The sequence below is a fragment of the Proteus genomosp. 6 genome (assembly GCF_040139785.1).
Classification (GTDB): domain Bacteria; phylum Pseudomonadota; class Gammaproteobacteria; order Enterobacterales; family Enterobacteriaceae; genus Proteus.
Window position 1 is genome coordinate 1 of record NZ_JBEEVJ010000008.1, and the last position, 26,004, is coordinate 26,004.

The window sequence follows — 26,004 nt, forward strand, 5'->3', positions numbered from 1 at the left end:
CAGATTGTCTGATAATTTGTTAAAGAGCAGTGCAACATTCGCTGCCGTTTCCGGTCTTCTGCGTTGTTGCGAGGAGGCGTATATTACGTTATTCCTCTGAAGAGTCAAGAGTTTTTTCAAACTTTTTTCTTTTCTCTTCACCGTCCTGCGTGGCTTGTTGTTTGCTCATCGCCGGTCAGTGGATGCGCATTATAGGGAGATCTCGGATTAGCGCAAGTGTTTATTTCAATTTTTTTTCTGTTCGCTTTTTTTTTCAACAAAACAAAGAAAAACGCTCTATTTTTATGCTGATAGAGTAAAATCCGAACAGCTTTATCCAGCTGACTCACGTAAGATAGAAGATAAATTATGGTATAGGTAATCTTTATTATGCAATTTAACGAGCAACGTTCAGCTTCTCAAAAAAATCTTTCTTATATAGTTGCTGAAAAACTAGGTAAACAAATCCTTTCGGGACATTATGAACCTGAATCTTTACTACCTGGAGAAATAGAACTAGCAGAAATACTCTCCGTCAGCAGAACAGTTATCCGTGAAGCAATCAAAATGCTCGCTGCAAAAGGTATGCTTTTACCTCGGCCAAGAATAGGTACTCGTGTTACTCCAATGCAAAATTGGAATCTATTAGATAATGATCTTCTTAATTGGTGGATAGACAGCGGTGAATTTAATAAGGTCAGCCATTATTTCCATCACGTTCGTTTAGCAATAGAACCTCAGGCATGTTATTTAGCTGCATTTAATGCAACCGAAAGCCAAAAACAGTCTCTTGCTTTATTTGGTAGAGAAATGCAGTTGCTTGATGAGAATTTCGATAGACAACATTGGCTAGATATCGACACTCAATTTCACTATCTCATTTATCAAGCAAGTGGCAATCCATTCTTTGCCTCATTCGGCTCATTATTTCTTTCTGCTTATAAAAAGTATTTCGATCTTATTGTGGGTAATGAAACCGTTCAGCCGGAAACACATAATCAAATTGTTCAGGCAATTATTGATAAGGATGGAAATAAAGCGCGAGATCTCTGTTTAATCTTATTAACGAGTGATTGAATAGTTTTAATACAAATTTTGTAGGTTTTCTGTTTATAATGAAGCGATAATCAAAATATAGAACAAAGACGGTATATGCTTCATGTTGAAATCCGCCAAAAATATGTCTGGGTTGCCTTGGATTGCTGCAATGGCTTTTTTTATGCAGGCTCTCGATGCAACCATTCTTAATACGGCATTACCAGACATAGCAAAAAGCCTTAATCATTCTCCTCTCGCCATGCAATCGGCTGTTATCAGCTATACCTTAACTGTTGCATTATTAATCCCCATCAGTGGATGGCTAGCTGATAGATTTGGAACGCGTAAAATTTTTATTATTGCGGTTTCTTTATTTTCAGGTGGCTCTTTATTATGTGCACTTTCTCCTAACCTTACTTTTCTTGTTATTTCACGGATTATACAAGGTATAGGTGGCGCAATGATGATGCCGGTTGCACGTCTTGCTTTACTAAGAGCTTATCCGCGCAGCGAATTACTCCCCATTCTCAATTTTGTCACAATGCCGGGATTAGTCGGCCCCATAGCAGGGCCTCTTTTAGGTGGGGTATTGGTTACTTATGCCTCTTGGCATTGGATATTTATTATAAATATTCCTATTGGCCTATTAGGTATTTTCTATGCCATAAAACATATGCCTAATTTCACTATGCCAAAACGTAAATTTGATTTACTTGGCTTTATTTTCTTTGGTTTTGGCTTAGTTATGCTTTCTGTTAGCCTTGATCTTTTTGGTGATAAAAATATCTCTCGATATATTCCTATTGCCATTATTTTAGGTGGATTTTCTTTACTGGGGTTATACGTCAATCATGCAAGACGCCACCAGCAACCACTTATCCCTCTCAATATATTTAAAACACGAACTTTCTCTGTCGGTATTGCGGGAAATATTGCAACAAGATTGGGAACTGGCTGTATTCCTTTCTTAATGCCACTTATGTTACAGGTTGGGTTTGGTTATCCTGCTATTATTTCTGGGATGATGATGGCGCCTATGGCATTAGGTTCTATTTTAGCAAAATCATTTGTCACAAAGATCTTAGTGAAATTTAGCTATCGCCGAACACTCTTTACTATCACCATTATCATTGGTTTGATGATCGCTCAGTTTTCACTTCAATCCCCTGATATGTCTATTTACTATCTTGTCATTCCACTCTTTTTATTAGGTGTGGTCATGTCCATACAATTTACATCAATGAATACAATTTCATTGGCCGATTTAACAGACAACAATGCTAGCTCAGGAAATAGTGTTTTGGCTGTCACCCAACAATTGGCAATTAGTTTTGGTATTGCAGTAAGTGCATCTATTTTAGGATATTTTGATACAGAGAATGTGGGCACTACGGTTGATAACTTTCATTATACTTTTATTACTGTTGGTATCATTACATTACTTTCTTCCTTTGTATTTTTACTCCTTGATAAACATGATGGCGATAATCTAACTAATAAAAAGAAAAAAACCTGATAACGTTATTCAAACTAAAAAAGAGAGCCTAGGCTCTCTTTTTCTTTATATAAGATAGAAAAATACATTATAAAGATGAAGCTAAAAAAGTATCTACCTCATGACGCCATGGTACTGATGGTTGAGCGCCTGCTCGAGTAACAGCAATGGCAGCTGCCGCATGAGCAAATTTAATCGCAGGCATCATAGATTGCCCTTCTAATAAAGCAGTAATTAGCGCGCCATTAAATGTATCGCCTGCTGCGATAGTATCAACAGCTTTCACTTTAAATGCAGGGACAATACAACCTTTACTATTTTTCTCACTTACCCAAACTCCGCGGCTTCCTAATGTAATAAGAACCGTTTTAATACCTTTATGATGCAGAACATCCGCTGCTTGCTGAGCACTTTCATCATCTATCACTTTAATTCCAGTCAGATATTCAGTCTCTGTTTCGTTTGGAGTAATAATATCGACAAGTGATAACAGCTCATCAGGTAATGCTTGAGCAGGTGCGGGGTTTAGTATTACTTGTACATTTTCTTGTTTAGCGATTTCAGCCGCTTTCAATACAGAATCAAGTGGTGATTCTAATTGCATTAACAGAGCATCAGCTTCTTTTATAATATTTCCATGGCGCTGAACATAATTTGTATCTAATCGCCCATTAGCACCAGCATGAATACCAATAACATTTTCACCTTGTTGATTAACGAAAATCAGCGCAACACCCGTTGCGACATCATCAATTAACTCAATACTATTGGTATCAATATTATCTGTTATTAATTGAGCTTTAGCCTTTTTACCAATATCGTCATTCCCTAAACAAGCAAGAAACGAAATATTAGCACCACAACGCCCAGCAGCAACCGCCTGATTAGCACCTTTACCGCCAAATACCATTTGAAATTGGTTACCTGAAATTGTTTCACCAGGAAGCGGAAAATGGGCAACATTAAGAATATGATCTGCATTAACACTACCTAAAATCACAAGTTTCTTCGCTTCCATGATTTTTCCTTACTCTCAGTAATAAATTCTAGATGTATTGCATAAATGACATTCAATATTTTAAACCGATCATCTCAGCAACATTAATGAAAAAACGTGATCATCATCGAAACGTTTCGCTAGTAAAACAAAAAAGAACCAAAAATAAGCAGTAGGAAGCTGAATCGATTTTTGTTATAAACAATTTGTGTGCTAATAGAATGTTTGACTATATGTCAGCAATCCTTTTCTGATATTTTCAGGATGATGACGAAAATAAGTACCCATTATTAGGAGTGTTTATGCAACTTGCAGAGCGGATTTCACAACTTAGCCAATATCTTGAAACTGGGCTTTATGAGCGACAGTCAGCTATCCGTCTTTGTCTACTTGCAGCACTGAGTGGTGAGAGTGTTTTCTTACTTGGCCCTCCAGGTATTGCCAAGAGCTTAATAGCCAGAAGAATGAAAGAAGCTTTTAAAGAGGCTAAAGCATTTGAATACCTAATGACGCGTTTTTCAACACCCGAAGAAATTTTTGGTCCTTTATCTATTCAAGCCTTAAAAGATGAAGGTAAATATCAGCGTTTGGTTGAAGGATATTTACCTGATGCTGAAGTTGTCTTTCTTGATGAAATATGGAAAGCAGGACCCGCTATTCTTAATACGTTATTAACAGCGATTAATGAGCGTAAATTTAGAAATGGAGAAGCTGAAGTTGCTATTCCAATGCGTTTGTTAGTATCCGCCTCTAATGAGTTACCTGATTCAGACAGTAGTCTTGAAGCGCTATATGACCGAATGCTTATTCGTATTTGGTTAACAAAAGTTCAGGATAAGAAAAACTTTCGCGCATTACTTATTAATAAAGAAGTAGGCTCTTTTCATATTCCAGAACATATCCAAATTACCGCAGAAGAGTTTTCACGTTGGCAATCAGAATTAGAAAAGGTCACTTTAGATGACCATTTATTTGATTTAATTTATCAACTTCGTGAGTCTTTAGATAAAAGTGATGCTGCACCTTATGTTTCAGATAGACGTTGGAAAAAAGCGGTACGCCTTTTACAAGCCAGTGCCTTTTTTAATGGTCGTAGTGCTATTTCACCATTAGATCTTATTTTATTAAAAGATTGCCTATGGCATGACCAAGCATCATTTGCATTATTAGATAAGTTATTACAAAACCTTTTAACAGAACAAGCCTACCACCAGCTAGAGTTGATTAGAAAAATAGAAAGTTTATGGGCTGAGTGGATGCAATCGACAAGAAGTAAGCAAGATCAACAGGCTTTTCGTTTTGAAAAACAAAGTGGAATGTTTGGACGAAACGCACATTTTAGCCTATCAGATAAAATGCAGGCTGATAAATTCACCCTGTTTTTACACATCCCTCTTCATATCCATAGTATTCAGGTTAACTTTATTACTATCGAACAAAAAGCATTAGAAAACTTTTTGGCAAAAGGGGATGAGTTATTAGCACGTTTAAATGGTATTGGTTTCCCACAATCAATTAATGCACAAATACGCCAAGATGGCGTATTAGAAATTTTGGATGTGAGTCGTCGAACAACATCTCTTTATCAACAAAAAGAGACAGCACCCGCTGTTCCTATTGAAGATAACAAAGAGTGGAAAGATAAGTTAAAAGATCTGACTCAAGAAATTTATGGTGAGCAGGAAAAATTTAATCATCATCAACCAAATTTATTTATTGATAATGATTGGCTTATTTCCATAGAACAAAGTTTTGTTCAGATTAATGACAAATTGTCGCAATTAAAAAGCCAAATAAAGTAATGATATTATGCTGACACTTTCAACATTAGATATGCTTTTAGCCATAAATGAAGGACAGCTTATTGAGGAAGTTATTATTGCTGTACTTGCATCTCCTCAATTAGCGGTATTTTTTGAAAAGCATCCAAGACTCAAAAAAGCCTTATTGAAAGATATTCATCAATGGAAAAAAAGCTTACAGCAAAGAGTAAAAGAGACATTAGTCCCGACAATGATTGCTGATGAGTTTGCACTTTATCAACAAACGCAGTCATTTGGTAATGCGATGTTTAATCAGCAAGTAGAGAAAATACTGGCTGAATTAAACAAGCTAGACTCCTCTTTTACTGACGAAGCATCACAACTGATTAAAACCAATAAGCCTTTTTCACCCGCTCAACAAGCTTTGTTTATTCAACACTGGCGGATAAGTTTAATTTTCCAAGTCACTGCATTACACAAAGCCCTATTTGACCAAGAACAAGAGCAACTCCTTGCTGAGCTTCAGGAACGTTTGGCACTAAGTGGAAGCTTAAGTAATACATTTTCAGAAAATGAGCGTGCAGCAGGGCGTTTATGGGATATGAGTAAAGGTGTTTTAACAAAAACGCCTTTCGATGAGAAAATTATTCAACGTTATAGCGACTTTCTCGATCAACAACCTGAATTACATAAACTCGCAAGTTTGCTAGGTCGTAGCAAAACAGCGAAATCACTTCCTGAAGAGAGTGTGATTTTTGAGCCAGTCACTATTGTTGAGAAAGCACCAGATACAACACCAGAGCAAGTCAATGGTATAGGGCTCAGTGATGATATCTTACGCTTACTCCCTACAGAGCTCGCCTTGTTAGGTATTAATGAAATCGAATATGAGTTTTATCGAAAGCTGGTGGAAAAACAACTCAATACCTATCGATTACAAGGAGATAATTGGCAAGAGCGTACTGTATTGCGTCCAGTAACTCATCATCATGATGAAGAAAGACCAAGAGGACCTTTTATTGTATGTATTGATACATCAGGTTCGATGGGGGGATTTAACGAACAGTGTGCTAAAGCTTTTGGGCTTGCATTGATGAAAATAGCACTAGCTGATAATCGTTCATGTCATGTGATGTTATTTTCTACTGAAACAGTACATTACCAATTGTCATCGTCTAATGGTCTGCAAGATCTTATCAAGTTTTTGAATCAGTCATTTAGAGGGGGTACGGACTTAAGTGCTTGTTTAGATAATGTCGCAGAAAAACTAAATAACCCAGCATGGAAAGATGCTGATGCTGTTGTTATTTCTGACTTTGTCGCCCAAAGGTTACCCGAAAACCTAATCAACAAAATCAAAAAAATCCAACAGCAACAGCACAATCGCTTCCATGCGGTTACCCTATCCAATTACGGTAAACCCAGTATCATGAAAATCTTTGACCATATATGGCGTTTTGATACTGGATTAAAAAGTCGTTTACTTCGACGCTGGCGCCAATAATTACAGCATATCGGCGAAAGCTAAACGGGTATCTTTTTCCCATACACCGCATTGTACTTGTCCAATGTGCTCTTTTTGTAGCAGTAGCATCACTAAACGAGATTGGCCAATACCGCCACCGATAGTTTGTGGCATATCACCATGCATTAATGCTTTGTGCCAATCCAGCTCAAGACGCTTAGTATCGTCTGTTAATGTTAACTGACGCATTAATGTTTCAGGGTCGACACGGATACCCATTGATGACAATTCAAACGCATCTTGTAGAACAGGGTTCCAAACAAGAATGTCACCGTTTAAACCTTCAAATCCATCTTCGTTTGGTGTTGTCCAGTCATCGTAGTCTGGCGCTCTTACATCATGAGCTTCGCCACTTGATAATTTGCCACCAATACCAATTAAGAAAACAGCACCATATTCTTTTGTAATCGCTTTTTCACGACCTTTAGCATCAAGGTCAGGATAACGACGCAGTAACTCTTCAGTGTGGATAAATTGAATTTGATCTGGCAGGAACGGTACCAGACCAAACTCTTCGCTGACGGCTTTTTCAGTTTCTTTTATTGCCTGATAAATTTTACCCACTGTCTGCTTAAGATAAGGAACTGTACGCTCTTTATCTTCCATCACTTTTTCCCAATCCCACTGATCAACATAAACAGAGTGGATCTGAGTTAAGCGATCTTCGTCTGGTCGCAAAGCTTTCATATGAGTATAAAGACCTTGACCAGAACTAAATCCAAAACGAGCTAATGTTTTACGTTTCCATTTAGCTAATGAATGGACAACCTCAAAAGTAGAATCTGGTAAAGATTTGACTTTAACTTGTACTGCCTTCTCATGACCAGATAAGTTATCTTGAGTTCCATCACCAAGGCGACTTAAGATCGGTCCTTGAACTTCAATCAGTCCTAATTCTTTTTCCAGCAGTCGTGAAAAATAAGATTTAACAAAGCTAATTTGCTGTTGAGTCTGGATGAATGATTTTTCCATTTTTATATTCCTAGTGGTGATGTCGTGTTTCGCTGATATAGATTAAGCAACAAAACAGGTACTAAATTCAATATACTTCATTAAAAATAGCCTTGCTTGTTTTAAATCGTTAAAAATAACGCTATAAAAATGTATTATCGTTAAAAACAGAGGGGATTTATGGACAATATTTATCAGATCGATAATCTCGATCGTGACATACTTCACGCATTAATGGCGAATGCGAGAACACCTTACGCTGAATTAGCCAAAAAATTCGAAGTAAGCCCTGGCACAATTCATGTTCGAGTAGAGAAAATGAAGCAGGCAGGAATTATTACGGGAACGCGAGTTGATATTAGTGAAAAGCAACTCGGTTTTGATGTCTGCTGCTTTATTGGCATTATTCTTAAGAGTGCAAAAGACTATCACACTGCATTAGATAAATTAGATAAGTTAGATGAAGTTGTAGAAGTGTACTATACAACAGGGCAATACAGTATTTTTACGAAGGTTATGTGTAAAAGTATAGAAGCCTTACAAGACGTACTTATCAACAAAATTCAGACAATCGATGAAATTCAATCAACAGAAACTCTGATCTCACTGCAAAACCCGATAATAAGGACGATCAAGCCATAAGGGTAAATTCTTATTTTTTTTATAACCACATTATCCACAGGTAGATCCCAAGTGATTCACAGCGTACAATAGCGCGTCTTAAACATAAGGAGATCATTAATGAAAAAAGTCACTCTTATTAGTGGCAGTACCATGGGTAGTGCTGAATATGTCGCAGAACACCTTGCAGAGATCTTATCTGATGAAGGGTTTGAGACGGATCTGCACCATGGGCCTTCTCTTAATGATCTTCCAAATGAAGGGATCTGGCTGGTGGTCACATCAACGCATGGTGCAGGTGATCTTCCTGACAACCTACAGCCTTTTGCTAATGAAATATCGGCTGACTCCGTTGATCTTAGTAATGTCACCTTTGGTGCGATCGGCATAGGAAGTAGTGAATATGACACTTTCTGCGGTGCGATCAGAACATTGGATCAAAAATTGGTGGAAAAAGGGGCTACTCGCCTTGGCGATCGTCTCGAAATTGATATTCAAAAGTACGACATTCCGGAAGATCCAGCTGAAGAATGGATAGCTTCTTGGAAAAATTTACTTTAAATTGCACAAAAAAACAGCAAACGAATGTGGATAACTCTGCTTAAAAGCAGGGGTTAACCCGTAGTTATCCATTGTATAAGGCTATATCAAGAAATGACCTGTGCATAAGTCGTCATTTTGATCCCAGCTTATCAGCAGATAGATCACGGATCATTCACAGTATATGATCCTTTACACTTTTATGATCTTTAAATAGAAAATCCACTTATCCACAGAGGATCGCTTCCTTAATAAAAGATCTAATAAAGAGATCTTTAAATAAAAAGATCTTTAAATAATTACCTGCGGATCTGCTCGCTTGTATCTGTCAAAAAGTTGAGTAGAATTCGTTTTCCCAATGCAACACATTCAGCATTCGTAACATTTAAGGTTCACACATGTTTTATCCAGAACACTTTGACGTCATTGTCATCGGTGGTGGTCACGCCGGTACAGAAGCCGCTATGGCTGCAGCTCGTATGGGGCGTCAAACCCTATTACTGACCCACAATATTGATACTTTGGGCCAAATGTCTTGTAACCCAGCTATTGGTGGGATTGGTAAAGGGCATCTGGTAAAAGAGATCGATGCCATGGGTGGATTAATGGCAACCGCTATTGACCATGCAGGGATCCAATTCAGAACCCTTAACGCAAGTAAGGGACCAGCTGTAAGAGCAACAAGAGCACAAGCTGACCGTGTTCTTTATCGCCAAGCTGTTCGTACTACTCTTGAAAATCAACCTAATTTAATGATCTTCCAACAACCAGTTGAAGATCTCATTGTTGAAAACGACCAAGTAACAGGTGCTGTTACTCGCATGGGCTTAAAATTCCGTGCTAAGTCTGTTGTTCTAACTGTAGGTACTTTCCTTGATGGAAAAATCCATATTGGTTTAGAAAATTACAGTGGGGGTCGTGCTGGTGATCCACCATCAGTTTCGTTATCACACAGGCTACGCGAACTACCTTTACGTGTAGGTCGTTTAAAAACAGGCACACCACCTCGTATTGATGCTAGAACTATTGATTTTAGCCAATTAGCCGTTCAGTTGGGTGATACTCCAATGCCTGTTTTCTCGTTTTTAGGTAATGTGGATCAGCATCCTGAACAAATGCCTTGCCATATCACATACACAAACGAAAAAACGCACGATGTTATTCGTAATAACCTCGATCGTAGCCCAATGTACGCTGGTGTCATCGAAGGAATAGGTCCTCGTTATTGCCCATCTATTGAAGATAAGGTGATGAGATTTGCTGATCGTAATTCACATCAGATCTTTTTAGAGCCTGAAGGTTTAACAAGTAACGAAATTTACCCAAATGGTATTTCAACAAGCTTACCTTTTGATGTTCAAATGCAAATCGTAAATTCCATGAAAGGTATGGAAAACGCGAAGATCATTAGACCTGGTTATGCAATTGAATATGACTTCTTCGATCCTAGAGATCTAAAACAAACACTAGAAAGCAAATTTATCAATGGGTTATTCTTTGCAGGGCAAATTAACGGTACAACCGGTTATGAAGAAGCGGCGGCTCAAGGTATGCTTGCTGGGCTTAATGCGGCACGTTACGCCTTCGATCAAGAAGGTTGGTTCCCACGTCGTGATCAAGCATACATTGGTGTATTAGTTGACGATCTTTGCACACTAGGCACAAAAGAACCGTACCGTATGTTTACCTCTCGTGCAGAATATCGCTTGATGTTACGTGAAGATAATGCAGATTTACGTCTGACGGAAATTGGACGTGAATTAGGCATGGTTGATGATAACCGTTGGGCACAATTTAGCGAAAAAGTTGAGTTAGTTGAAAAAGAGCGCCAACGTTTAAGAGATATCTGGGTTCATCCTAAAGCAGATAATATTTCTGAAATTAACGAGTTACTTAATACACCACTATCTAAAGAAGCTAATGGTGAAGATTTATTACGTCGCCCTGAAATGACGTATGACATTTTGAAAAAAATCCCTCGTTTTGCACCAGGTATTGATGATTCAAAACCACAAGCTGCTGAACAAGTTGAGATCCAAGTTAAGTACGAAGGTTATATTAGTCGCCAGCAAGAAGAGATCGAAAAACAACTGCGCAATGAAAATGCAGCGCTACCGATAGATCTGGACTATAAGCAAGTTAGCGGATTATCTAACGAAGTTATTGCGAAACTTAACGATCACAAACCCACATCGATCGGACAAGCATCGCGGATCTCAGGTGTTACACCTGCGGCTATTTCCATTTTATTAGTTTGGTTGAAAAAACAAGGCCTATTACGCAGGAGCGCATCATGAGTGACTTACTTAATCGGCTAAAAAAGCTGGCTAAGCAAGCCAATATTGAGCTTACAGATATTCAAGCTGAAAAACTCACTGGCTATGTTGCTATGCTTGATAAATGGAATAAAGCATACAACCTCACATCAGTGAGAGATCCACAACAAATGCTTATCCGTCATATTTTGGATAGCATTGTTGTTAGTCAATATCTTGAAGGTGAAAGATTTATTGATGTGGGTACAGGGCCTGGTTTACCGGGTATCCCTTTAGCGATAATGCGTCCCGATCACCACTTTGTATTATTGGATAGCTTAGGCAAGCGGGTTCGCTTTATGAAACAAGTTCAGCACGAGCTAGGACTTAATAATATCGAGCCAGTTCAATACCGTGTTGAAGAGTACCAAACAGATAAGCCTTTTGATGGTGTTATTAGCCGAGCATTTGCCTCTATGAACGATATGCTCTCTTGGTGCTCTCATTTAGTGACTGAAGAACACGGTCGTTTCTATGCACTGAAAGGACAAATTCATCAAGAAGAGTTGGATGAACTTGCTGATAATGGATTAAAAATGCCTGAAAAAGTGATTAGCTTATCCATACCTGAATTGAATGAACAAAGACATTTGGTGATTATTTAATCAAATATTTAGTGTTTCACTGATCCTTTTTTCATTTTTTGTGCTCTGGCGATAACATTTACAATGTTATCGCCATTTGCTTTAGGGGGAATTATACGAAGTATTAAAATTCACTTTAATAGAACAATAATTTAACAATATATTATCTTTTGCTTTAATTCCCTTTGTTGCCTGCGTTTTTCTCTTTTTATTTCCAAAATAAATTAATAATTCTGTGCATTATAAAAATATTGAATTTATTTAATTGAAAATCGATTAATTATTTTTCAATTGCCACTAAATTGTTCATAAAAGGGAAGTTATTTGTTAACTCTGTTATATATTTTATGAAATAAGCTTTATTTATACTTTTATATTTGTGATGTATATCACGCTATTTATTTTATTCAGCTCTATTATTTTTACTCTTTTTGTTCTTAATCATTTTTCATAAATGGAACCTTGGTAAGAAATTTAAATTAATCTTCACTTTTTCGCTACTTATTGATTGAATTCATTGCCACGCCCCGTATAATTTGCTCGTTTTTGTCACTTGACACTTTATAGCAAAGACAGTTTGATACATCATTCAGTAATACCTTTTACGATAGCTAGTCTGGAGAATACAAACGTCATGTCTGTCTCCCTCTACAGCGGGAAAGTTGCACTGAAACTGTTATTTTTGCAGTTTATGACTTTTGTTATTCTCAGTGCGGGTTTCTACTTAAAGAGTACAGACTGGAGTTTTTCGGCTTTTTTAGGCGGGTTGGCATGTTGGTTACCCAATATTGCTTTTCTTTTGTTAATGCGCTTACAAAAAGTCAACGAAGAAGAAGCTCCAGTTCGCATAAACTGGCTTTTTGCTTTCAGTGAAGGGTTGAAGGTTATATTATCAATAGCCTTGCTGATTGTTGCTTTAGGAGTGTTTAAAGTGGCATTTGCACCACTGGTCATGACCTACTTAGCGGTGCTTGTTATGCAGGTCGTTGCACCAGCCGTCATTAACGGTTAGCGTTTTTAACAACAAAAGGGTAATTGGCATCATGTCTGCATCAGGAGAAGCATTAACCACTAGAGACTACATAGGTCACCACCTGAATAACCTTCAGTTGGACCTGCGTACTTTCGAGTTGGTCAATCCCCATGCTGAAAATGCGCCATCATTCTGGGTGTTAAATATTGACTCACTTTTCTTTTCAGTACTGATGGGAGCACTATTCCTATGGCTGTTTAGAAAAGTAGCAGTAAGAGCAACCAGTGGCGTACCGGGAAAATTCCAGACTGCAGTAGAAATGATCATTGGTTTCGTTGATAGCAGCGTCCGTGATATGTATCACGGAAAGAGCAAGGTCATTGCACCTTTGGCATTGACTGTGTTCGTTTGGGTGCTGTTAATGAATGCCCTGGATTTATTACCAATCGACTTCATCCCTTATATCGGTGAACACATCTTAGGGTTACCTGCGTTACGCATCGTTCCGACTGCGGACGTGAGTATTACTCTATCGATGGCAATTGGTGTATTTATCCTGATCCTTTTCTATAGCATTAAGATAAAAGGCATAAAAGGGTTTACAAAAGAGCTGACTTTACAGCCTTTTAATCACCCAATTTTTATTCCTGTCAACTTAATCTTAGAAGGGGTAAGCCTGCTATCAAAACCTGTTTCCCTCGGTCTTCGACTGTTTGGTAACATGTATGCAGGTGAACTGATCTTTATTCTTATTGCTGGTCTGTTACCGTGGTGGTCACAGTGGTTATTAAGCCTTCCTTGGGCGATATTCCACATACTGATTATTACGTTACAAGCATTTATTTTCATGGTTCTAACGATTGTCTATCTGTCGATGGCATCTGAAGAACATTAATTATTAACTCTTTGAAGAAATAACTGAAACAAACTGGAGACTGTCATGGAAAACCTGAGTATGGATCTGCTGTACATGGCTGCCGCTATTATGATGGGTTTAGCTGCAATCGGTGCTGCAATCGGTATCGGAATCCTCGGAGGCAAATTTTTAGAAGGTGCTGCTCGTCAGCCTGATCTGATCCCTCTTCTGCGTACACAGTTCTTTATCGTTATGGGTCTGGTTGACGCCATCCCAATGATTGCTGTGGGTCTGGGCCTTTACGTGATGTTTGCTGTTGCCTAATGATGGCAATGAGCAGTAAAAGCATCAAGTTAGTTAATAACCAAGAAAGAGGTATTGTGCTGTGAATTTAAATGCAACAATCCTCGGCCAGGCCATCGCATTTGTCCTGTTTGTTTTGTTCTGTATGAAATTCGTATGGCCACCAATTATGGCGGCCATTGAAAAACGTCAAAAAGAAATTGCTGACGGTTTATCATCTGCAGAACGTGCTAAAAAGGACTTAGATTTAGCGAAAGCCGATGCAGGCGATCAGCTAGCAAAAGCAAAAGCAGAAGCTCAAGCAATCATTGAATCAGCGAATAAACAACGCACTCAAATGATTGAAGATGCTAAAGCAGAAGCAGAGCAAGAACGTAGTAAGATCGTTGCACAAGCTCAATCCGAACTGGATGCAGAGCGTAAACGTGCTCGTGAAGAACTTCGTAAACAAGTCGCAATGCTGGCTATTGCAGGTGCCGAGAAAATTATTGAACGTTCCGTGGATGAAGCTGCTAATAGCGACATCGTTGATAAACTGGTCGCTGAACTGTAAGGAGGGAGGGGCATGTCTGAAATAGCAACGGTAGCTCGCCCCTACGCCAAAGCAGCTTTTGACTTTGCTGTGGAAAACCAGGCTGTCGATAAATGGCAGGTTATGCTGGCGTTCACCGCTGAAGTAGCACGCAATGAGCAGGTAACCGAATTACTTTCTGGTTCTTTAGCATCAGAAAAACTGGCTGACATCTTTGTCGACCTTTGTGGCGAACAATTAGATGGTCATGCTCAGAATTTAATTCGTGTTATGGCTGATAATGGCCGTTTATCAACGTTGCCTGAAGTATTGAGCCAATTTATTCAATTGCGCGCAGTACTAGAGTCAACGGTTGACGTTGAAGTAACTTCTGCCATTGAGCTAACTAAACAGCAGCTAGCTAACATTTCTGCAGCGATGGAAAAACGTCTATCACGCAAAGTGAAGCTGAATTGCAAAATTGATAAGTCTGTTATCGCAGGCATGATTATACGCGCCGGTGACCTCGTCATCGATGGCAGTATTCGTGGCCGTTTAGAGCGATTAACAGACGTCTTGCAGTCTTAAGGGGACTGGAGCATATGCAACTGAATTCCACTGAAATCAGCGAACTGATCAAGCAGCGCATTGCTCAGTTCAATGTAGTGAGTGAAGCTCACAATGAAGGTACGATTGTATCCGTTAGTGACGGTATCATTCGTATCCACGGTTTAGCCGAAGTTATGCAGGGTGAGATGATCGCACTGCCGGGTAACCGTTTCGCTATCGCACTGAACTTAGAGCGCGACTCTGTTGGTGCGGTTGTGATGGGTCCTTATGCTGACTTAGCAGAAGGCATGAAAGTTAAATGTACAGGTCGTATTCTGGAAGTACCTGTTGGGCGTGGTCTGCTTGGCCGTGTGGTAAACACACTGGGTGAGCCGATTGATGGTAAAGGTGCAGTAGAGCATGATGGATTCTCACCTGTTGAGATGATTGCTCCTGGTGTTATCGACCGTCAATCAGTTGATCAGCCTGTACAAACAGGTTACAAATCCGTCGATGCCATGATCCCAATTGGTCGTGGTCAGCGTGAATTGATCATCGGTGACCGTCAAACAGGTAAAACTGCTCTGGCTGTCGATGCGATCATCAACCAACGCGACTCTGGCATTAAATGTATCTATGTCGCTATCGGTCAGAAAGCCTCTACTATTTCGAACGTTGTTCGTAAATTAGAAGAACATGGCGCGTTAGAAAACACCATTGTTGTTGTTGCTTCTGCATCAGAATCAGCAGCGCTGCAATACCTAGCTCCTTATTCAGGTTGCGCAATGGGTGAATACTTCCGTGACCGTGGTGAAGATGCCCTGATTATTTATGATGACCTGTCTAAACAGGCTGTCGCATACCGTCAAATTTCACTGTTACTTCGTCGTCCACCTGGACGTGAAGCATACCCTGGTGACGTTTTCTATCTGCACTCCCGTTTACTTGAGCGTGCTGCTCGCGTTAATGCTGAGTACGTAGAAGCATTCACTAATGGTGAAGTTAAAGGTAAAACCGGCTCTCTGACTGCGTTACCAATTATCGAAACGCAAGCAGGGGACGTTTCTGCATTCGTTCCTACGAACGTAATCTCTATTACCGATGGTCAGATCTTCTTAGAATCTAACCTGTTTAACGCAGGTATCCGTCCAGCTGTTAACCCAGGGATCTCCGTATCTCGTGTTGGTGGTGCAGCTCAGACTAAGATCATGAAGAAACTTTCTGGTGGTATCCGTACTGCTCTTGCGCAGTATCGTGAGCTGGCAGCATTCTCACAGTTCGCTTCCGATCTGGACGATGCTACCCGTAAACAATTAAACCACGGTCAGAAAGTGACTGAATTGCTGAAACAGAAACAGTACGAACCAATGTCTGTCGCACAACAGTCTTTATCACTGTTTGCAGCAGAACGTGGTTATCTGGAAGATGTTGAAATTTCAAAAGTTGTGCCATTTGAAGCGGCTTTATTAGCTTATGCCTCTCGTGAACATGCTGATTTATTGAAAGAAATCAACCAGACTGGTACTTATAACGAAGAAATCGAAGCGAAGCTGAAAGGCGTGCTAGAAAACTTCAAAGCGACTCAGTCCTGGTAATAACTATTCGGCCTAATAGTTAAACATTAGGCCGTCTGGTTCATGAGGAGAAGCAGAAATGGCCGGCGCAAAAGAGATACGTTCGAAGATCGCCAGTGTGCAAAACACACAGAAGATCACTAAAGCGATGGAGATGGTCGCCGCGTCGAAAATGCGTAAAACGCAGGAACGCATGGCAGCCAGCCGTCCTTATGCAGAAACCATGCGCAGTGTGATTGGTCACCTTGCGTTAGGGAATCTGGAATACAAACATCCATACCTCGAAGAGCGTGAAGTTAAACGTGTCGGGTACCTGGTTGTTTCGACCGACCGTGGTTTGTGTGGTGGTTTGAACATTAACTTGTTCAAAAAACTGCTGGCAGACATGAAAGAGTGGTCTGAAAAAGGTGTGCAGGTAGATTTAGCACTAATCGGTTCTAAAGCCGCTTCATTCTTTGGCTCAGTAGGTGGGAATGTTGTTGGTCAAGTAACTGGTATGGGTGATGATCCAAAACTGTCAGACCTTATCGGTCCAGTCAATATCATGTTGCAGGCTTATGACGAAGGTCGTTTAGATAAACTGTATGTGGTGGCAAATAAGTTCATCAATACCATGGCTCAAGAGCCTAAAATTCTTCAGGTTTTACCATTACCACCAGGTGATGATGAAGAGCTGAAAGAAAAATCTTGGGATTATCTGTACGAACCTGATCCTAAGGCGTTACTGGATACTTTACTGCGTCGTTATATCGAATCGCAAGTTTACCAGAGCGTCGTAGAGAACTTAGCGAGTGAGCAGGCCGCCCGAATGGTCGCGATGAAAGCCGCTACAGATAACGGTGGTAACCTGATTAAAGAACTGCAATTGGTGTACAACAAAGCACGCCAAGCAAGCATTACTCAGGAACTTACAGAAATTGTGTCTGGTGCAGCCGCGGTATAACAGCTAGGTTTACGAATTACGTAGAGGATTCAAGATGGCTACTGGAAAGATTGTCCAGGTAATCGGCGCCGTAGTGGACGCCGAGTTCCCTCAGGATAGCGTCCCTAAAGTATACGACGCTCTTGAGGTTATGAATGGTAAAGAAAAACTGGTGCTAGAAGTTCAGCAACAGTTAGGCGGTGGTATCGTTCGTTGTATCGCAATGGGTACATCAGACGGTTTAAGCCGTGGCTTAAAAGTTGAAAACTTAGGCCACCCAATTGAAGTACCAGTAGGTAAAGCAACACTGGGACGTATCATGAACGTTCTGGGTACACCTATCGATATGAAAGGTGATATTGCAACTGAAGAACGTTGGTCTATCCACCGTGAAGCGCCAACCTACGAAGAGTTATCAAACTCACAAGAACTGCTTGAAACCGGTATCAAAGTAATGGACTTAATCTGTCCGTTCGCTAAAGGTGGTAAAGTAGGTCTGTTCGGTGGTGCGGGTGTTGGTAAAACAGTTAACATGATGGAATTGATCCGTAATATTGCGATCGAGCACTCAGGTTACTCTGTATTTGCTGGTGTAGGTGAACGTACTCGTGAGGGTAACGACTTCTATCATGAAATGACAGATTCTAACGTTCTTGACAAAGTATCGTTAGTTTATGGTCAGATGAATGAGCCACCAGGAAACCGCCTGCGTGTTGCACTGACTGGTCTGACTATGGCTGAGAAATTCCGTGACGAAGGTCGTGACGTACTGTTATTCGTAGATAACATCTATCGTTACACCTTAGCCGGTACTGAAGTATCAGCACTGTTAGGTCGTATGCCATCAGCGGTAGGTTACCAACCAACATTGGCTGAAGAGATGGGTGTTCTGCAAGAACGTATCACTTCAACCAAAACAGGTTCAATCACCTCTGTACAAGCTGTATACGTACCTGCGGATGACTTAACTGACCCATCACCAGCAACAACGTTTGCTCACTTAGATGCGACAGTTGTATTGAGCCGTCAAATTGCTTCATTAGGTATCTACCCTGCGGTTGACCCACTGGATTCTACCAGTCGTCAATTAGACCCACTGGTAGTTGGCCAAGAGCACTATGATGTGGCTCGTGGTGTTCAGTCTATCCTGCAACGTTATCAGGAACTGAAAGACATCATCGCTATCTTAGGTATGGATGAACTGTCAGAAGAAGATAAACTGGTTGTTGCGCGTGCGCGTAAGATCCAGCGCTTCCTGTCTCAGCCATTCTTCGTTGCTGAAGTATTTACCGGATCACCAGGTAAGTTCGTTTCCCTGAAAGACACTATCCATGGCTTTAAAGGTATTCTGAACGGTGATTATGACCACCTGCCAGAGCAGGCGTTCTACATGGTTGGTACTATCGAAGAAGCAGTAGAAAAAGCTAAGAAGCTTTAATACGGCTGACGGGAGGTTGATATGGCTGATACATCGTTCTACCTGAAAGTTGTCAGCGCTGAAAAGCAGTTATATGACGGCGAAGTCAAACGAATTCAGGTAACTGGTAGCGAAGGTGAGCTCGGTATTTATCCGCAGCATACCCCGTTATTAACTGCCATAAAACCGGGCATGGTACGTGTCGTAAAAACATCGGGTGAAGAAGAGGTTATCTACCTTTCTGGTGGTATTCTCGAAGTTCAACCGACAGGCGTCATTGTACTGGCAGATACAGCTATCCGTGGTCGTGATTTGGATGAAGCGAAAGCGTTGGAATCTAAGCGTAAAGCTGAAGAACACATTCAATCCTCTCATGGTGATGTTGATTATGCTCAAGCATCAGCAGAATTAGCCAAAGCGATTGCAAAACTACGTGTAATCGAATTGACTCGACGTTGATGTAAATAGGCAGTCTATGAATAAAAAAGCCAGTTGGTTCTTCGCTAACTGGCTTTTTTGCGTCATGAAATATTTTGTGTGACGAAATATGTAGTATTATTTGGCATAAACAGGTTTACTTGCCATTCTTTACGGGAGTTATCGGGTTAATTATGTCTAATTCAGCTAAAAGCGTTGTTATTCTTGCTGCGGGAAAAGGCACCCGCATGTATTCACAGTTACCTAAAGTTCTTCATAAACTTGCAGGTAAATCCATGGTTCAACATGTGATTGATACTGCCAAGTCATTAGGCGCTCAACAAACACACCTTGTCTATGGGCATGGTGGTGAACTAATGAAAGAAAAATTAGGTTCACAACCTGTTAATTGGGTACTACAAGCAGAGCAACTAGGAACAGGTCACGCAATGCAACAAGCTGCGCCTTTCTTTGCTGATGATGAAGATATCCTGATGCTTTACGGTGATGTTCCACTTATCACTAAAGAAACGTTAGAACGTTTAATTGAAGTCAAACCAGAAGGCGGTATTGGTTTATTAACAGTTATTTTAGATAACCCAACTGGCTATGGTCGTATTGTTCGTGAAAATGGCGAAGTGACGGGCATTATCGAACAAAAAGATGCGTCTGAAGAACAACTCAAAATTACTGAAATCAACACGGGTATTTTGGTCGCTAATGGTGGTGATTTAAAACGTTGGTTAGGTAAGCTCAATAATAATAATGCACAAAAAGAGTATTACATTACTGACATTATCGCGTTAGCGTATAAAGAAGGTCGTAAAATTGAAACGGCTCATCCTCGTCGTCATAGTGAAATGGAAGGCGTGAATAATCGTTTACAACTGGCTACATTAGAACGTATTTACCAAACAGAACAGGCTGAACGCTTATTATTAGAAGGCGTCATGTTGCTTGATCCTGCTCGTTTTGATTTACGTGGTACGTTAACTCACGGTAAAGACGTCGTCATTGACACTAACGTGATTATTGAAGGTAATGTCACTTTAGGTAACAACGTTGAAATCGGTACAGGGTGTGTCCTGAAAAACTGTGTGATTGGTGATAATTCTATTATCAGCCCCTATACGGTGATCGAGGATGCAAACTTAGCTCAAAAGTGTACTGTTGGGCCATTTGCACGCCTTCGTCCGGGTAGTGAATTAGCGGATAAAGCTCACGTTGGTAACTTTGTTGAGATGAAAAAAGCAAGCTTAGGTGTTGGCTCTAAAGCGGGTCATCTGACTTACTTAGGCGACACTGAAGTAGGCGCTAATGTTAATATCGGCGCGGGTACTATTACTTGTAACTACGATGGTGCGAATAAATTCAAAACAGTTATTGGTGATGACGTCTTTATTGGTTCAGATACCCAATTAGTAGCGCCAGTTACGGTTGCTAATGGTGCAACAATTGGTGCAGGAACAACACTCACTAAAAACGTGAATGAAAATGAATTAGTGATCAGTCGAGTTAAGCAAACTCATATTAGTGGATGGAAACGTCCAGTGAAGAAAAAACAATAATTTTAAGAAAAGGGCGTATATTTCATTAGCGCCCTTTTCTTGTACGCTATTATTCTAAAAACAAAAAATATCCCCGCTTTCTACAATGGCTTGGGGAACAAACCAATTAGGTATAAGACATCCAAGTGCGAATAAACGCACAGTTTTAGGAATAACACAATGTGTGGAATAGTAGGTGCAGTTGCACAACGCGATATCGCTGAAATCTTAATTGAAGGCTTACGTCGTTTAGAATACCGCGGTTATGACTCTGCGGGTTTAGCGGTTGTGGATAATGACTGTAAAATGACACGTCTGCGTGAAGCTGGCAAAGTACAAATGCTGGCGGAAGAAGCAGAAAAAACACAAGTGATTGGTGGCACAGGTATTGCTCATACTCGTTGGGCAACACATGGTGAACCTTGTGAAGATAATGCACATCCTCATGTATCAGGTACGATTGCAGTTGTACATAATGGCATTATCGAAAACTACCAAGAACTGAAAGCAGAATTAATTAAAAAAGGGTATCAGTTTGCTTCTCAAACTGACACTGAAGTGATTGCTCACCTTGTTAACTGGGAACAGCGCCAAGGTGGTACATTACGTGAAGTTGTACAACGTGTTATTCCTCAATTACGTGGTGCTTACGGTACCGTTATTATGGATAGCCGTACACCTGAGTTATTAGTCGCTGCTCGCTCTGGTAGCCCGCTGGTGGTAGGTCTTGGCGTGGGTGAAAACTTCCTTGCTTCTGACCAGTTGGCTCTATTACCTGTTACCCGCCGCTTTATCTATCTTGAAGAAGGGGATATTGTCGAGGTCACTCGTCGCCATGTTCATATTTTTGATGTGAATGGCGAAGAAGTTGTTCGTGATACGATTGAATCAAATGTTCAATACGATGCGGGTGATAAAGGTGTTTACCGTCACTACATGCAAAAAGAGATCTATGAACAGCCTCTGGCGATTAAAAACACGCTTGAAGGTCGTTTAAAATCAGAAACGATTGATCTAAGTGAACTAGGATCTAAAGCTGAAGATATCTTATCTAAAGTTGAACATATTCAAATTGTAGCTTGTGGTACTTCTTATAACGCAGGTATGGTTTCACGTTATTGGTTTGAGTCTTTAGCGGGTATTCCTTGTGATGTCGAAATTGCATCAGAATATCGCTACCGTAAACCAGCAACTCGCCGTAACAGTTTACTGATTACATTATCTCAATCAGGTGAAACAGCAGATACATTAGCTGCATTGCGGTTATCTAAAGAGTTAGGTTATTTATCTTCTTTAGCTATTTGTAACGTTGCAGGCTCTTCTTTGGTTCGTGAGTCTGAATTTGTTTTAATGACTAAAGCGGGTGCTGAAATTGGTGTTGCATCAACCAAAGCATTTACCACACAGTTAACCGTTCTATTAATGCTGGTGGCATATATGGGACGAATTAAAGGTGTCGCGACATTAGAGCAAGACGTTTCAACAGCATTACATGCATTACCAAGCCGTATTGAAAGCATGCTATCGAAAGATAAAGTGATTGAAGCGTTAGCTGAAGACTTCTCAGAAAAAAGCCATGCTTTATTCTTAGGTCGTGGCGACCAATACCCGATTGCGGTAGAAGGTGCATTAAAGCTAAAAGAGATCTCTTATATTCATGCTGAAGCTTATGCTGCTGGTGAATTAAAACATGGTCCATTAGCATTAATTGATGCGGATATGCCTGTTATCATCATTGCGCCAAACAATGAGTTATTAGAGAAATTAAAATCTAATATTGAAGAAGTACGTGCGCGTGGTGGCTTACTGTATGTATTTGCGGATCAAGATGCAGGCTTTGAAGAAAACGAAACGATGAAGTTAATTTCTTTACCTCATGTTGAAGAGCTTATCGCACCTATTTTCTATACTGTACCATTACAGTTGTTGTCTTATCATGTTGCCTTAATTAAAGGCACAGATGTAGACCAACCTCGTAACTTAGCAAAATCGGTTACAGTTGAATAAATAAAGTCAAAGTTAACTTTATTCTAAAAGAACCAGTCATGCTGTAAAAAGCAGGCTGGTTTTTTTATGCCTAGAAAATAAAACTCTGCCCGCAAATCGATAACAGGCAGAGGAAAATAACACAATCGGAGAGATATATTGCTATTAAAACAACACTACAGTAAGAACAAAACTAGTTGTAAGACTTAAACAGGGATTGGTTGCCTGATTTATCAAAGGCAATCACTTGGTAAGGCTCTTTGTAATCACCTGCATACATACCTAAACTTCCCGCTGGCATACCTGCAACGGCAATACCTGATTTAGATTTATCTACTAAGTCGATATTTTTTAAACTATCAACGGGGATATGTCCTACTAAATCTTTACCTTGGTAAGTCGCAAAGTGGCAACTTAATAAATTATTGGGTACACCGGCTTGTTGATATTTCTGCATTAACTCTGTCTCTGAAACAATATTCACTTTAACATTGAAGCCTGCTTCTTTTACGCCATCAGCCCATAACGTACAGCATCCACAACTGTCAGTTTTATAAACCTCAATAACATTATGATTAGATGCATAAGCCGTGCTTGTAAAAGCGGAGATTGCAATAATAGAAGGCAGTAATAATTTTTTCATTGTTTATTCCTTTCACTAAATTGATAGATGAAACAATAATCTTTCCCCCTACTGGAAGGTCAATTTAATTAAGGTATAAACGCGTAGAGTTTTGTAAAAAAATATTTATAGAAAACAAAGATATAAATAATACTTTGCTTATCCTTTTTTGATGTTTTTCGAGAATATGACTTGATATAAGAAGAAAAAAAGCCTGCATAGCAGGCTTAAAATGGAGAAAACAGGGTAAACGTAGAGTAGTTAGGATGTAAACGACTATGAGGGTATCTCATAAGTTAAATCACCTCTTGCGAAGAGTGTTTGTGCTTTAACTTGGAATAACTATAAACCTAAACTTAACTTGAGGTTAAAGCGGAGAAATTTGTATAAGGGATCCAATTTTATTGATGAAAATAAAATATAGAGAATATAAAAATAAAAAAGCCAATATTTTCAATGTATTGGCTTTAAAATGAATAGGTGTATTTTTAATTTAAAAACAAATTATTTGATGGCGATTATTTGATAATAGTAATTTGTTTTACGTCGATCTCAGTGCTTGTCCATTCTTTATCAACTTTGCCTTCAATTCTGACGGTATTATCTGGTGTAACTGTTTGTCCACGCCATCTTTTATTGTCGATATCTACATTGATACCGCCTGTGCTGTCTTCAAAAACGTACAGCTCATCACCAATTTTTTTGGTAATTTTACCCGTTAAAATAACCCAAGTGTCATCAGAAAGATCTTTTGCTTTTGCAACGGAGGTTTCGCTAATTGAAGGACCTTTAAATCCCCCTTGATCGGCACTTGATTGAATAGTGCCTTGAGGAGAAACAAAACCACCATTATGAGATGTTGTATTGGCTTGAGATGCAAAGGCCAACGTACTACCAATTAATAATACAAGAATTTTTTTCATATCAAGCTCGCTTTCTGTTTAAAATATAACTAAGTATAGTACTTATTTTATTTCAACTTCATGTATAAAACAGCATATAAAGGTAAATCTAGATATTAATACATCAAATGATTGATATTACTATTTTAAAACTAGAGTTATATTTTATAGTGTTGTTTTTTTCAATATAAGCATCTATCACTAAGTACTTCTTTTCTTTAAGTTAAATCTTCTGGTTATTTCCCCTTTGGATCAGTGTAGACCGTTATTCAAAAATATACCTTGTAGGATCATTGTTTTTAGATGTATTACCTCTTATCATCCAGCGCCTTCAAATTTTTTTTAATTTTCCCCTGTTATTTTTAGAGGTTTTAGGTTTTATGACTAACGAACGCATTGCCAATCCGGGTCCATTAGGTTTAATGGGTTTTGGTATGACAACGATTTTGTTGAACATACATAATGCCGGTTTTTTCCCAGTAGTCTCAGTTATTATGAGTATGGGAATTTTTTATGGTGGGATCGCACAAGTTATTGCTGGAATTTTTGAGTTCAAAAAAGGCAATACTTTTGGAGCCACTGCATTTACCTCTTACGGCTTCTTTTGGGTAACATTAGTAGGTATTTGGTTATTACCCGTGATGGGCTTAAGTGAACCCACAACACCTCTCTTTTTGGGTGTGTTTTTAGCGTTATGGGGAATTTTTACCTTTTTCATGTTTATTGGCACGTTAAAAGCCAATAGAGCACTCCAGTTTGTCTTTTTAAGTCTGACTATTTTATTTGCATTACTGGCAATAGGAAATATCACAGGTAATGCACTGATTTTAAAAATTGCAGGTTTTGAAGGTATTATTTGTGGTGCCAGTGCTTTTTATCTTGCAATGGCTGAAGTATTAAATGAGATGTATGGCAGAACAATACTGCCAATTGGTCACAAGTAACCGCTTTATACAGAAGTGGCTATTTAGCCACTTCTACTACTTGGCTTTTACGGCGTATTAGTTTTCTTGCACACCATGCGTAAAGCAACCCTGCAACGACACCTGAAATATGTGATTCTGTTGATACACCTAATTGTCCCGGAATTAAGCCATAGGCCATTGATCCATAATAGAATAGAACAAAGAGTGCAATTACAATATCGATAATTTTATGTCGAGTAAAAGCGTGAGCAATAAGTAAAGACCATAACCCAAAAATCCATCCACTTGCACCAACGTGAATAGCATTTCGTCCAAAAATCCAAACTAATAAACCACTTACGATAATAATAAATATACTGGATAGTACATATTCTCGTAGAGATTGTGTCATGGATAAAAAGCTAAGAATAAGAAGCGGGAGTAGATTACTAAATAGATGGGACCAAGATCCATGAATGAAAGGTGCGATAAAAATACCAATTAAACCTTCACCCGTTCTTGGAACAATACCCCATTGAAAAAGAGATATGGGTAATAGTGAGTTAATAAGTTGAAGTAAGACTAATATGATAGTTAACCCACCAAGAAAGGTGAGCCTTTTTTTAAACCAAACCTTATCCATAACGTAGCCTTAATAATGTAATGACGTTGATAAAACGCTATAAATAGAAGAGCCTCTAATAAAAAGAAG

Annotated in this window: 25 protein-coding genes; 20 read left to right on the forward strand and 5 right to left on the reverse strand. The window is 39.4% G+C overall.

Features of this window, described 5'->3' with window-relative positions:
- Positions 1 to 369: 369 nt before the first annotated feature.
- Together ABN212_RS11395 and mdtD are read left to right on the forward strand one after the other, a co-directional pair.
- Positions 370 to 1,056, forward strand: a complete 687-nt coding sequence (locus tag ABN212_RS11395; RefSeq protein WP_160230827.1) for a FadR/GntR family transcriptional regulator — start codon at positions 370 to 372, stop codon at positions 1,054 to 1,056.
- 82 nt (positions 1,057 to 1,138) lie between these two features.
- Positions 1,139 to 2,533 carry a multidrug transporter subunit MdtD gene (gene mdtD, locus ABN212_RS11400; protein ID WP_349443240.1) on the forward strand — a complete coding sequence of 465 codons (1,395 nt, stop codon included), beginning with the start codon at positions 1,139 to 1,141 and terminating at the stop codon, positions 2,531 to 2,533.
- A gap of 67 nt (positions 2,534 to 2,600) precedes the next feature.
- Here mdtD and rbsK read toward each other — a convergent pair whose 3' ends face one another.
- Positions 2,601 to 3,530, reverse strand: a complete 930-nt coding sequence (gene rbsK / locus ABN212_RS11405) for a ribokinase (RefSeq protein ID WP_349443241.1) — start codon at positions 3,528 to 3,530, stop codon at positions 2,601 to 2,603.
- A gap of 281 nt (positions 3,531 to 3,811) precedes the next feature.
- Between rbsK and ravA the strand changes: the two genes are divergently transcribed.
- Together ravA and viaA are read left to right on the forward strand one after the other, a co-directional pair.
- Positions 3,812 to 5,311, forward strand: coding sequence for an ATPase RavA (gene ravA, locus ABN212_RS11410; protein WP_198626382.1), 1,500 nt, complete (start codon positions 3,812 to 3,814; stop codon positions 5,309 to 5,311).
- Positions 5,312 to 5,318: 7 nt separating this feature from the next.
- The gene (gene viaA / locus ABN212_RS11415) at positions 5,319 to 6,776 is read left to right on the forward strand and encodes an ATPase RavA stimulator ViaA (RefSeq protein ID WP_198630086.1); all 1,458 of its coding nucleotides are present in this window, start codon (positions 5,319 to 5,321) and stop codon (positions 6,774 to 6,776) included.
- Here viaA and asnA read toward each other — a convergent pair whose 3' ends face one another.
- Positions 6,777 to 7,769 (reverse strand): aspartate--ammonia ligase, encoded by a 993-nt coding sequence (asnA, locus tag ABN212_RS11420; protein WP_198620266.1) that lies wholly within the window; start codon positions 7,767 to 7,769, stop codon positions 6,777 to 6,779. It lies immediately after the preceding gene.
- A gap of 159 nt (positions 7,770 to 7,928) precedes the next feature.
- On the opposite strand from asnA, the gene asnC reads away from it, so the two are divergent.
- The 15 genes from asnC to glmS all read left to right on the forward strand — a co-directional run bounded on the left by asnC (position 7,929) and on the right by glmS (position 22,884).
- Positions 7,929 to 8,390, forward strand: a complete 462-nt coding sequence (gene asnC / locus ABN212_RS11425; RefSeq protein WP_023583317.1) for a transcriptional regulator AsnC — start codon at positions 7,929 to 7,931, stop codon at positions 8,388 to 8,390.
- Between the two features lie 99 nt (positions 8,391 to 8,489).
- Complete coding sequence (gene mioC, locus ABN212_RS11430) at positions 8,490 to 8,930, forward strand: FMN-binding protein MioC (protein ID WP_109398565.1); 441 nt, start codon at positions 8,490 to 8,492, stop codon at positions 8,928 to 8,930.
- A 377-nt stretch (positions 8,931 to 9,307) separates the two neighbouring features.
- Positions 9,308 to 11,206: a tRNA uridine-5-carboxymethylaminomethyl(34) synthesis enzyme MnmG gene (gene mnmG / locus ABN212_RS11435; RefSeq protein WP_196533604.1), complete on the forward strand. Its 1,899-nt coding sequence runs from the start codon at positions 9,308 to 9,310 to the stop codon at positions 11,204 to 11,206.
- Complete coding sequence (gene rsmG, locus ABN212_RS11440) at positions 11,203 to 11,829, forward strand: 16S rRNA (guanine(527)-N(7))-methyltransferase RsmG (protein ID WP_349443242.1); 627 nt, start codon at positions 11,203 to 11,205, stop codon at positions 11,827 to 11,829. Before mnmG ends, rsmG begins: the two co-directional genes overlap by 4 nt.
- A 613-nt stretch (positions 11,830 to 12,442) precedes the next feature.
- Positions 12,443 to 12,820, forward strand: a complete 378-nt coding sequence (atpI, locus tag ABN212_RS11445; RefSeq protein WP_349443243.1) for a F0F1 ATP synthase subunit I — start codon at positions 12,443 to 12,445, stop codon at positions 12,818 to 12,820.
- A gap of 31 nt (positions 12,821 to 12,851) precedes the next feature.
- Positions 12,852 to 13,676, forward strand: a complete 825-nt coding sequence (gene atpB, locus ABN212_RS11450) for a F0F1 ATP synthase subunit A (protein ID WP_349443244.1) — start codon at positions 12,852 to 12,854, stop codon at positions 13,674 to 13,676.
- A gap of 45 nt (positions 13,677 to 13,721) precedes the next feature.
- Positions 13,722 to 13,961: a F0F1 ATP synthase subunit C gene (gene atpE, locus ABN212_RS11455; RefSeq protein WP_004246596.1), complete on the forward strand. Its 240-nt coding sequence runs from the start codon at positions 13,722 to 13,724 to the stop codon at positions 13,959 to 13,961.
- A gap of 61 nt (positions 13,962 to 14,022) precedes the next feature.
- A complete protein-coding gene (gene atpF, locus ABN212_RS11460) occupies positions 14,023 to 14,493 on the forward strand; it encodes a F0F1 ATP synthase subunit B (RefSeq protein WP_109373323.1) in 471 nt (156 codons plus the stop codon).
- A 12-nt stretch (positions 14,494 to 14,505) separates the two neighbouring features.
- A complete protein-coding gene (gene atpH / locus ABN212_RS11465; RefSeq protein ID WP_006534344.1) occupies positions 14,506 to 15,039 on the forward strand; it encodes a F0F1 ATP synthase subunit delta in 534 nt (177 codons plus the stop codon).
- Positions 15,040 to 15,053: 14 nt separating this feature from the next.
- Positions 15,054 to 16,595, forward strand: coding sequence for a F0F1 ATP synthase subunit alpha (gene atpA, locus ABN212_RS11470; RefSeq protein WP_006534343.1), 1,542 nt, complete (start codon positions 15,054 to 15,056; stop codon positions 16,593 to 16,595).
- Between the two features lie 58 nt (positions 16,596 to 16,653).
- Positions 16,654 to 17,517 (forward strand): F0F1 ATP synthase subunit gamma, encoded by an 864-nt coding sequence (gene atpG / locus ABN212_RS11475; RefSeq protein ID WP_006534342.1) that lies wholly within the window; start codon positions 16,654 to 16,656, stop codon positions 17,515 to 17,517.
- 34 nt (positions 17,518 to 17,551) lie between these two features.
- Complete coding sequence (atpD, locus tag ABN212_RS11480) at positions 17,552 to 18,934, forward strand: F0F1 ATP synthase subunit beta (RefSeq protein WP_349443245.1); 1,383 nt, start codon at positions 17,552 to 17,554, stop codon at positions 18,932 to 18,934.
- Positions 18,935 to 18,955: 21 nt separating this feature from the next.
- Entirely contained in the window at positions 18,956 to 19,372 is a 417-nt protein-coding gene (locus ABN212_RS11485; RefSeq protein WP_109373324.1) for a F0F1 ATP synthase subunit epsilon, read from the forward strand.
- Between the two features lie 152 nt (positions 19,373 to 19,524).
- The gene (gene glmU, locus ABN212_RS11490) at positions 19,525 to 20,898 is read left to right on the forward strand and encodes a bifunctional UDP-N-acetylglucosamine diphosphorylase/glucosamine-1-phosphate N-acetyltransferase GlmU (protein ID WP_349443246.1); all 1,374 of its coding nucleotides are present in this window, start codon (positions 19,525 to 19,527) and stop codon (positions 20,896 to 20,898) included.
- Positions 20,899 to 21,057: 159 nt separating this feature from the next.
- The gene (gene glmS, locus ABN212_RS11495) at positions 21,058 to 22,884 is read left to right on the forward strand and encodes a glutamine--fructose-6-phosphate transaminase (isomerizing) (RefSeq protein ID WP_198620269.1); all 1,827 of its coding nucleotides are present in this window, start codon (positions 21,058 to 21,060) and stop codon (positions 22,882 to 22,884) included.
- Between the two features lie 172 nt (positions 22,885 to 23,056).
- Here glmS and ABN212_RS11500 read toward each other — a convergent pair whose 3' ends face one another.
- Entirely contained in the window at positions 23,057 to 23,506 is a 450-nt protein-coding gene (locus ABN212_RS11500; RefSeq protein WP_198626385.1) for a DUF411 domain-containing protein, read from the reverse strand.
- A 497-nt stretch (positions 23,507 to 24,003) separates the two neighbouring features.
- A complete protein-coding gene (locus ABN212_RS11505; RefSeq protein WP_109373328.1) occupies positions 24,004 to 24,408 on the reverse strand; it encodes a YgiW/YdeI family stress tolerance OB fold protein in 405 nt (134 codons plus the stop codon).
- Between the two features lie 359 nt (positions 24,409 to 24,767).
- Between ABN212_RS11505 and satP the strand changes: the two genes are divergently transcribed.
- Positions 24,768 to 25,331 (forward strand): acetate uptake transporter, encoded by a 564-nt coding sequence (gene satP / locus ABN212_RS11510; RefSeq protein WP_072065220.1) that lies wholly within the window; start codon positions 24,768 to 24,770, stop codon positions 25,329 to 25,331.
- A 19-nt stretch (positions 25,332 to 25,350) separates the two neighbouring features.
- Here the strand turns inward: satP and ABN212_RS11515 are convergent, their stop codons facing one another.
- Complete coding sequence (locus ABN212_RS11515) at positions 25,351 to 25,935, reverse strand: rhomboid family intramembrane serine protease (protein WP_196533611.1); 585 nt, start codon at positions 25,933 to 25,935, stop codon at positions 25,351 to 25,353.
- Positions 25,936 to 26,004: the final 69 nt, after the last annotated feature.

Excerpts from the sequence above, each read along its gene's own strand:
- ABN212_RS11395 (WP_160230827.1), top strand. The coding sequence starts at position 370 with ATGCAATTTAACGAGCAACGTTCAGCTTCTCAAAAAAATCTTTCTTAT.
- mdtD (WP_349443240.1), top strand. The coding sequence starts at position 1,139 with ATGTTGAAATCCGCCAAAAATATGTCTGGGTTGCCTTGGATTGCTGCA.
- rbsK (WP_349443241.1), bottom strand. The coding sequence starts at position 3,530 with ATGGAAGCGAAGAAACTTGTGATTTTAGGTAGTGTTAATGCAGATCAT.
- ravA (WP_198626382.1), top strand. The coding sequence starts at position 3,812 with ATGCAACTTGCAGAGCGGATTTCACAACTTAGCCAATATCTTGAAACT.
- viaA (WP_198630086.1), top strand. The coding sequence starts at position 5,319 with ATGCTGACACTTTCAACATTAGATATGCTTTTAGCCATAAATGAAGGA.
- asnA (WP_198620266.1), bottom strand. The coding sequence starts at position 7,769 with ATGGAAAAATCATTCATCCAGACTCAACAGCAAATTAGCTTTGTTAAA.
- asnC (WP_023583317.1), top strand. The coding sequence starts at position 7,929 with ATGGACAATATTTATCAGATCGATAATCTCGATCGTGACATACTTCAC.
- mioC (WP_109398565.1), top strand. The coding sequence starts at position 8,490 with ATGAAAAAAGTCACTCTTATTAGTGGCAGTACCATGGGTAGTGCTGAA.
- mnmG (WP_196533604.1), top strand. The coding sequence starts at position 9,308 with ATGTTTTATCCAGAACACTTTGACGTCATTGTCATCGGTGGTGGTCAC.
- rsmG (WP_349443242.1), top strand. The coding sequence starts at position 11,203 with ATGAGTGACTTACTTAATCGGCTAAAAAAGCTGGCTAAGCAAGCCAAT.
- atpI (WP_349443243.1), top strand. The coding sequence starts at position 12,443 with ATGTCTGTCTCCCTCTACAGCGGGAAAGTTGCACTGAAACTGTTATTT.
- atpB (WP_349443244.1), top strand. The coding sequence starts at position 12,852 with ATGTCTGCATCAGGAGAAGCATTAACCACTAGAGACTACATAGGTCAC.
- atpE (WP_004246596.1), top strand. The coding sequence starts at position 13,722 with ATGGAAAACCTGAGTATGGATCTGCTGTACATGGCTGCCGCTATTATG.
- atpH (WP_006534344.1), top strand. The coding sequence starts at position 14,506 with ATGTCTGAAATAGCAACGGTAGCTCGCCCCTACGCCAAAGCAGCTTTT.
- atpA (WP_006534343.1), top strand. The coding sequence starts at position 15,054 with ATGCAACTGAATTCCACTGAAATCAGCGAACTGATCAAGCAGCGCATT.
- atpG (WP_006534342.1), top strand. The coding sequence starts at position 16,654 with ATGGCCGGCGCAAAAGAGATACGTTCGAAGATCGCCAGTGTGCAAAAC.
- atpD (WP_349443245.1), top strand. The coding sequence starts at position 17,552 with ATGGCTACTGGAAAGATTGTCCAGGTAATCGGCGCCGTAGTGGACGCC.
- ABN212_RS11485 (WP_109373324.1), top strand. The coding sequence starts at position 18,956 with ATGGCTGATACATCGTTCTACCTGAAAGTTGTCAGCGCTGAAAAGCAG.
- glmU (WP_349443246.1), top strand. The coding sequence starts at position 19,525 with ATGTCTAATTCAGCTAAAAGCGTTGTTATTCTTGCTGCGGGAAAAGGC.
- glmS (WP_198620269.1), top strand. The coding sequence starts at position 21,058 with ATGTGTGGAATAGTAGGTGCAGTTGCACAACGCGATATCGCTGAAATC.
- ABN212_RS11500 (WP_198626385.1), bottom strand. The coding sequence starts at position 23,506 with ATGAAAAAATTATTACTGCCTTCTATTATTGCAATCTCCGCTTTTACA.
- ABN212_RS11505 (WP_109373328.1), bottom strand. The coding sequence starts at position 24,408 with ATGAAAAAAATTCTTGTATTATTAATTGGTAGTACGTTGGCCTTTGCA.
- satP (WP_072065220.1), top strand. The coding sequence starts at position 24,768 with ATGACTAACGAACGCATTGCCAATCCGGGTCCATTAGGTTTAATGGGT.
- ABN212_RS11515 (WP_196533611.1), bottom strand. The coding sequence starts at position 25,935 with ATGGATAAGGTTTGGTTTAAAAAAAGGCTCACCTTTCTTGGTGGGTTA.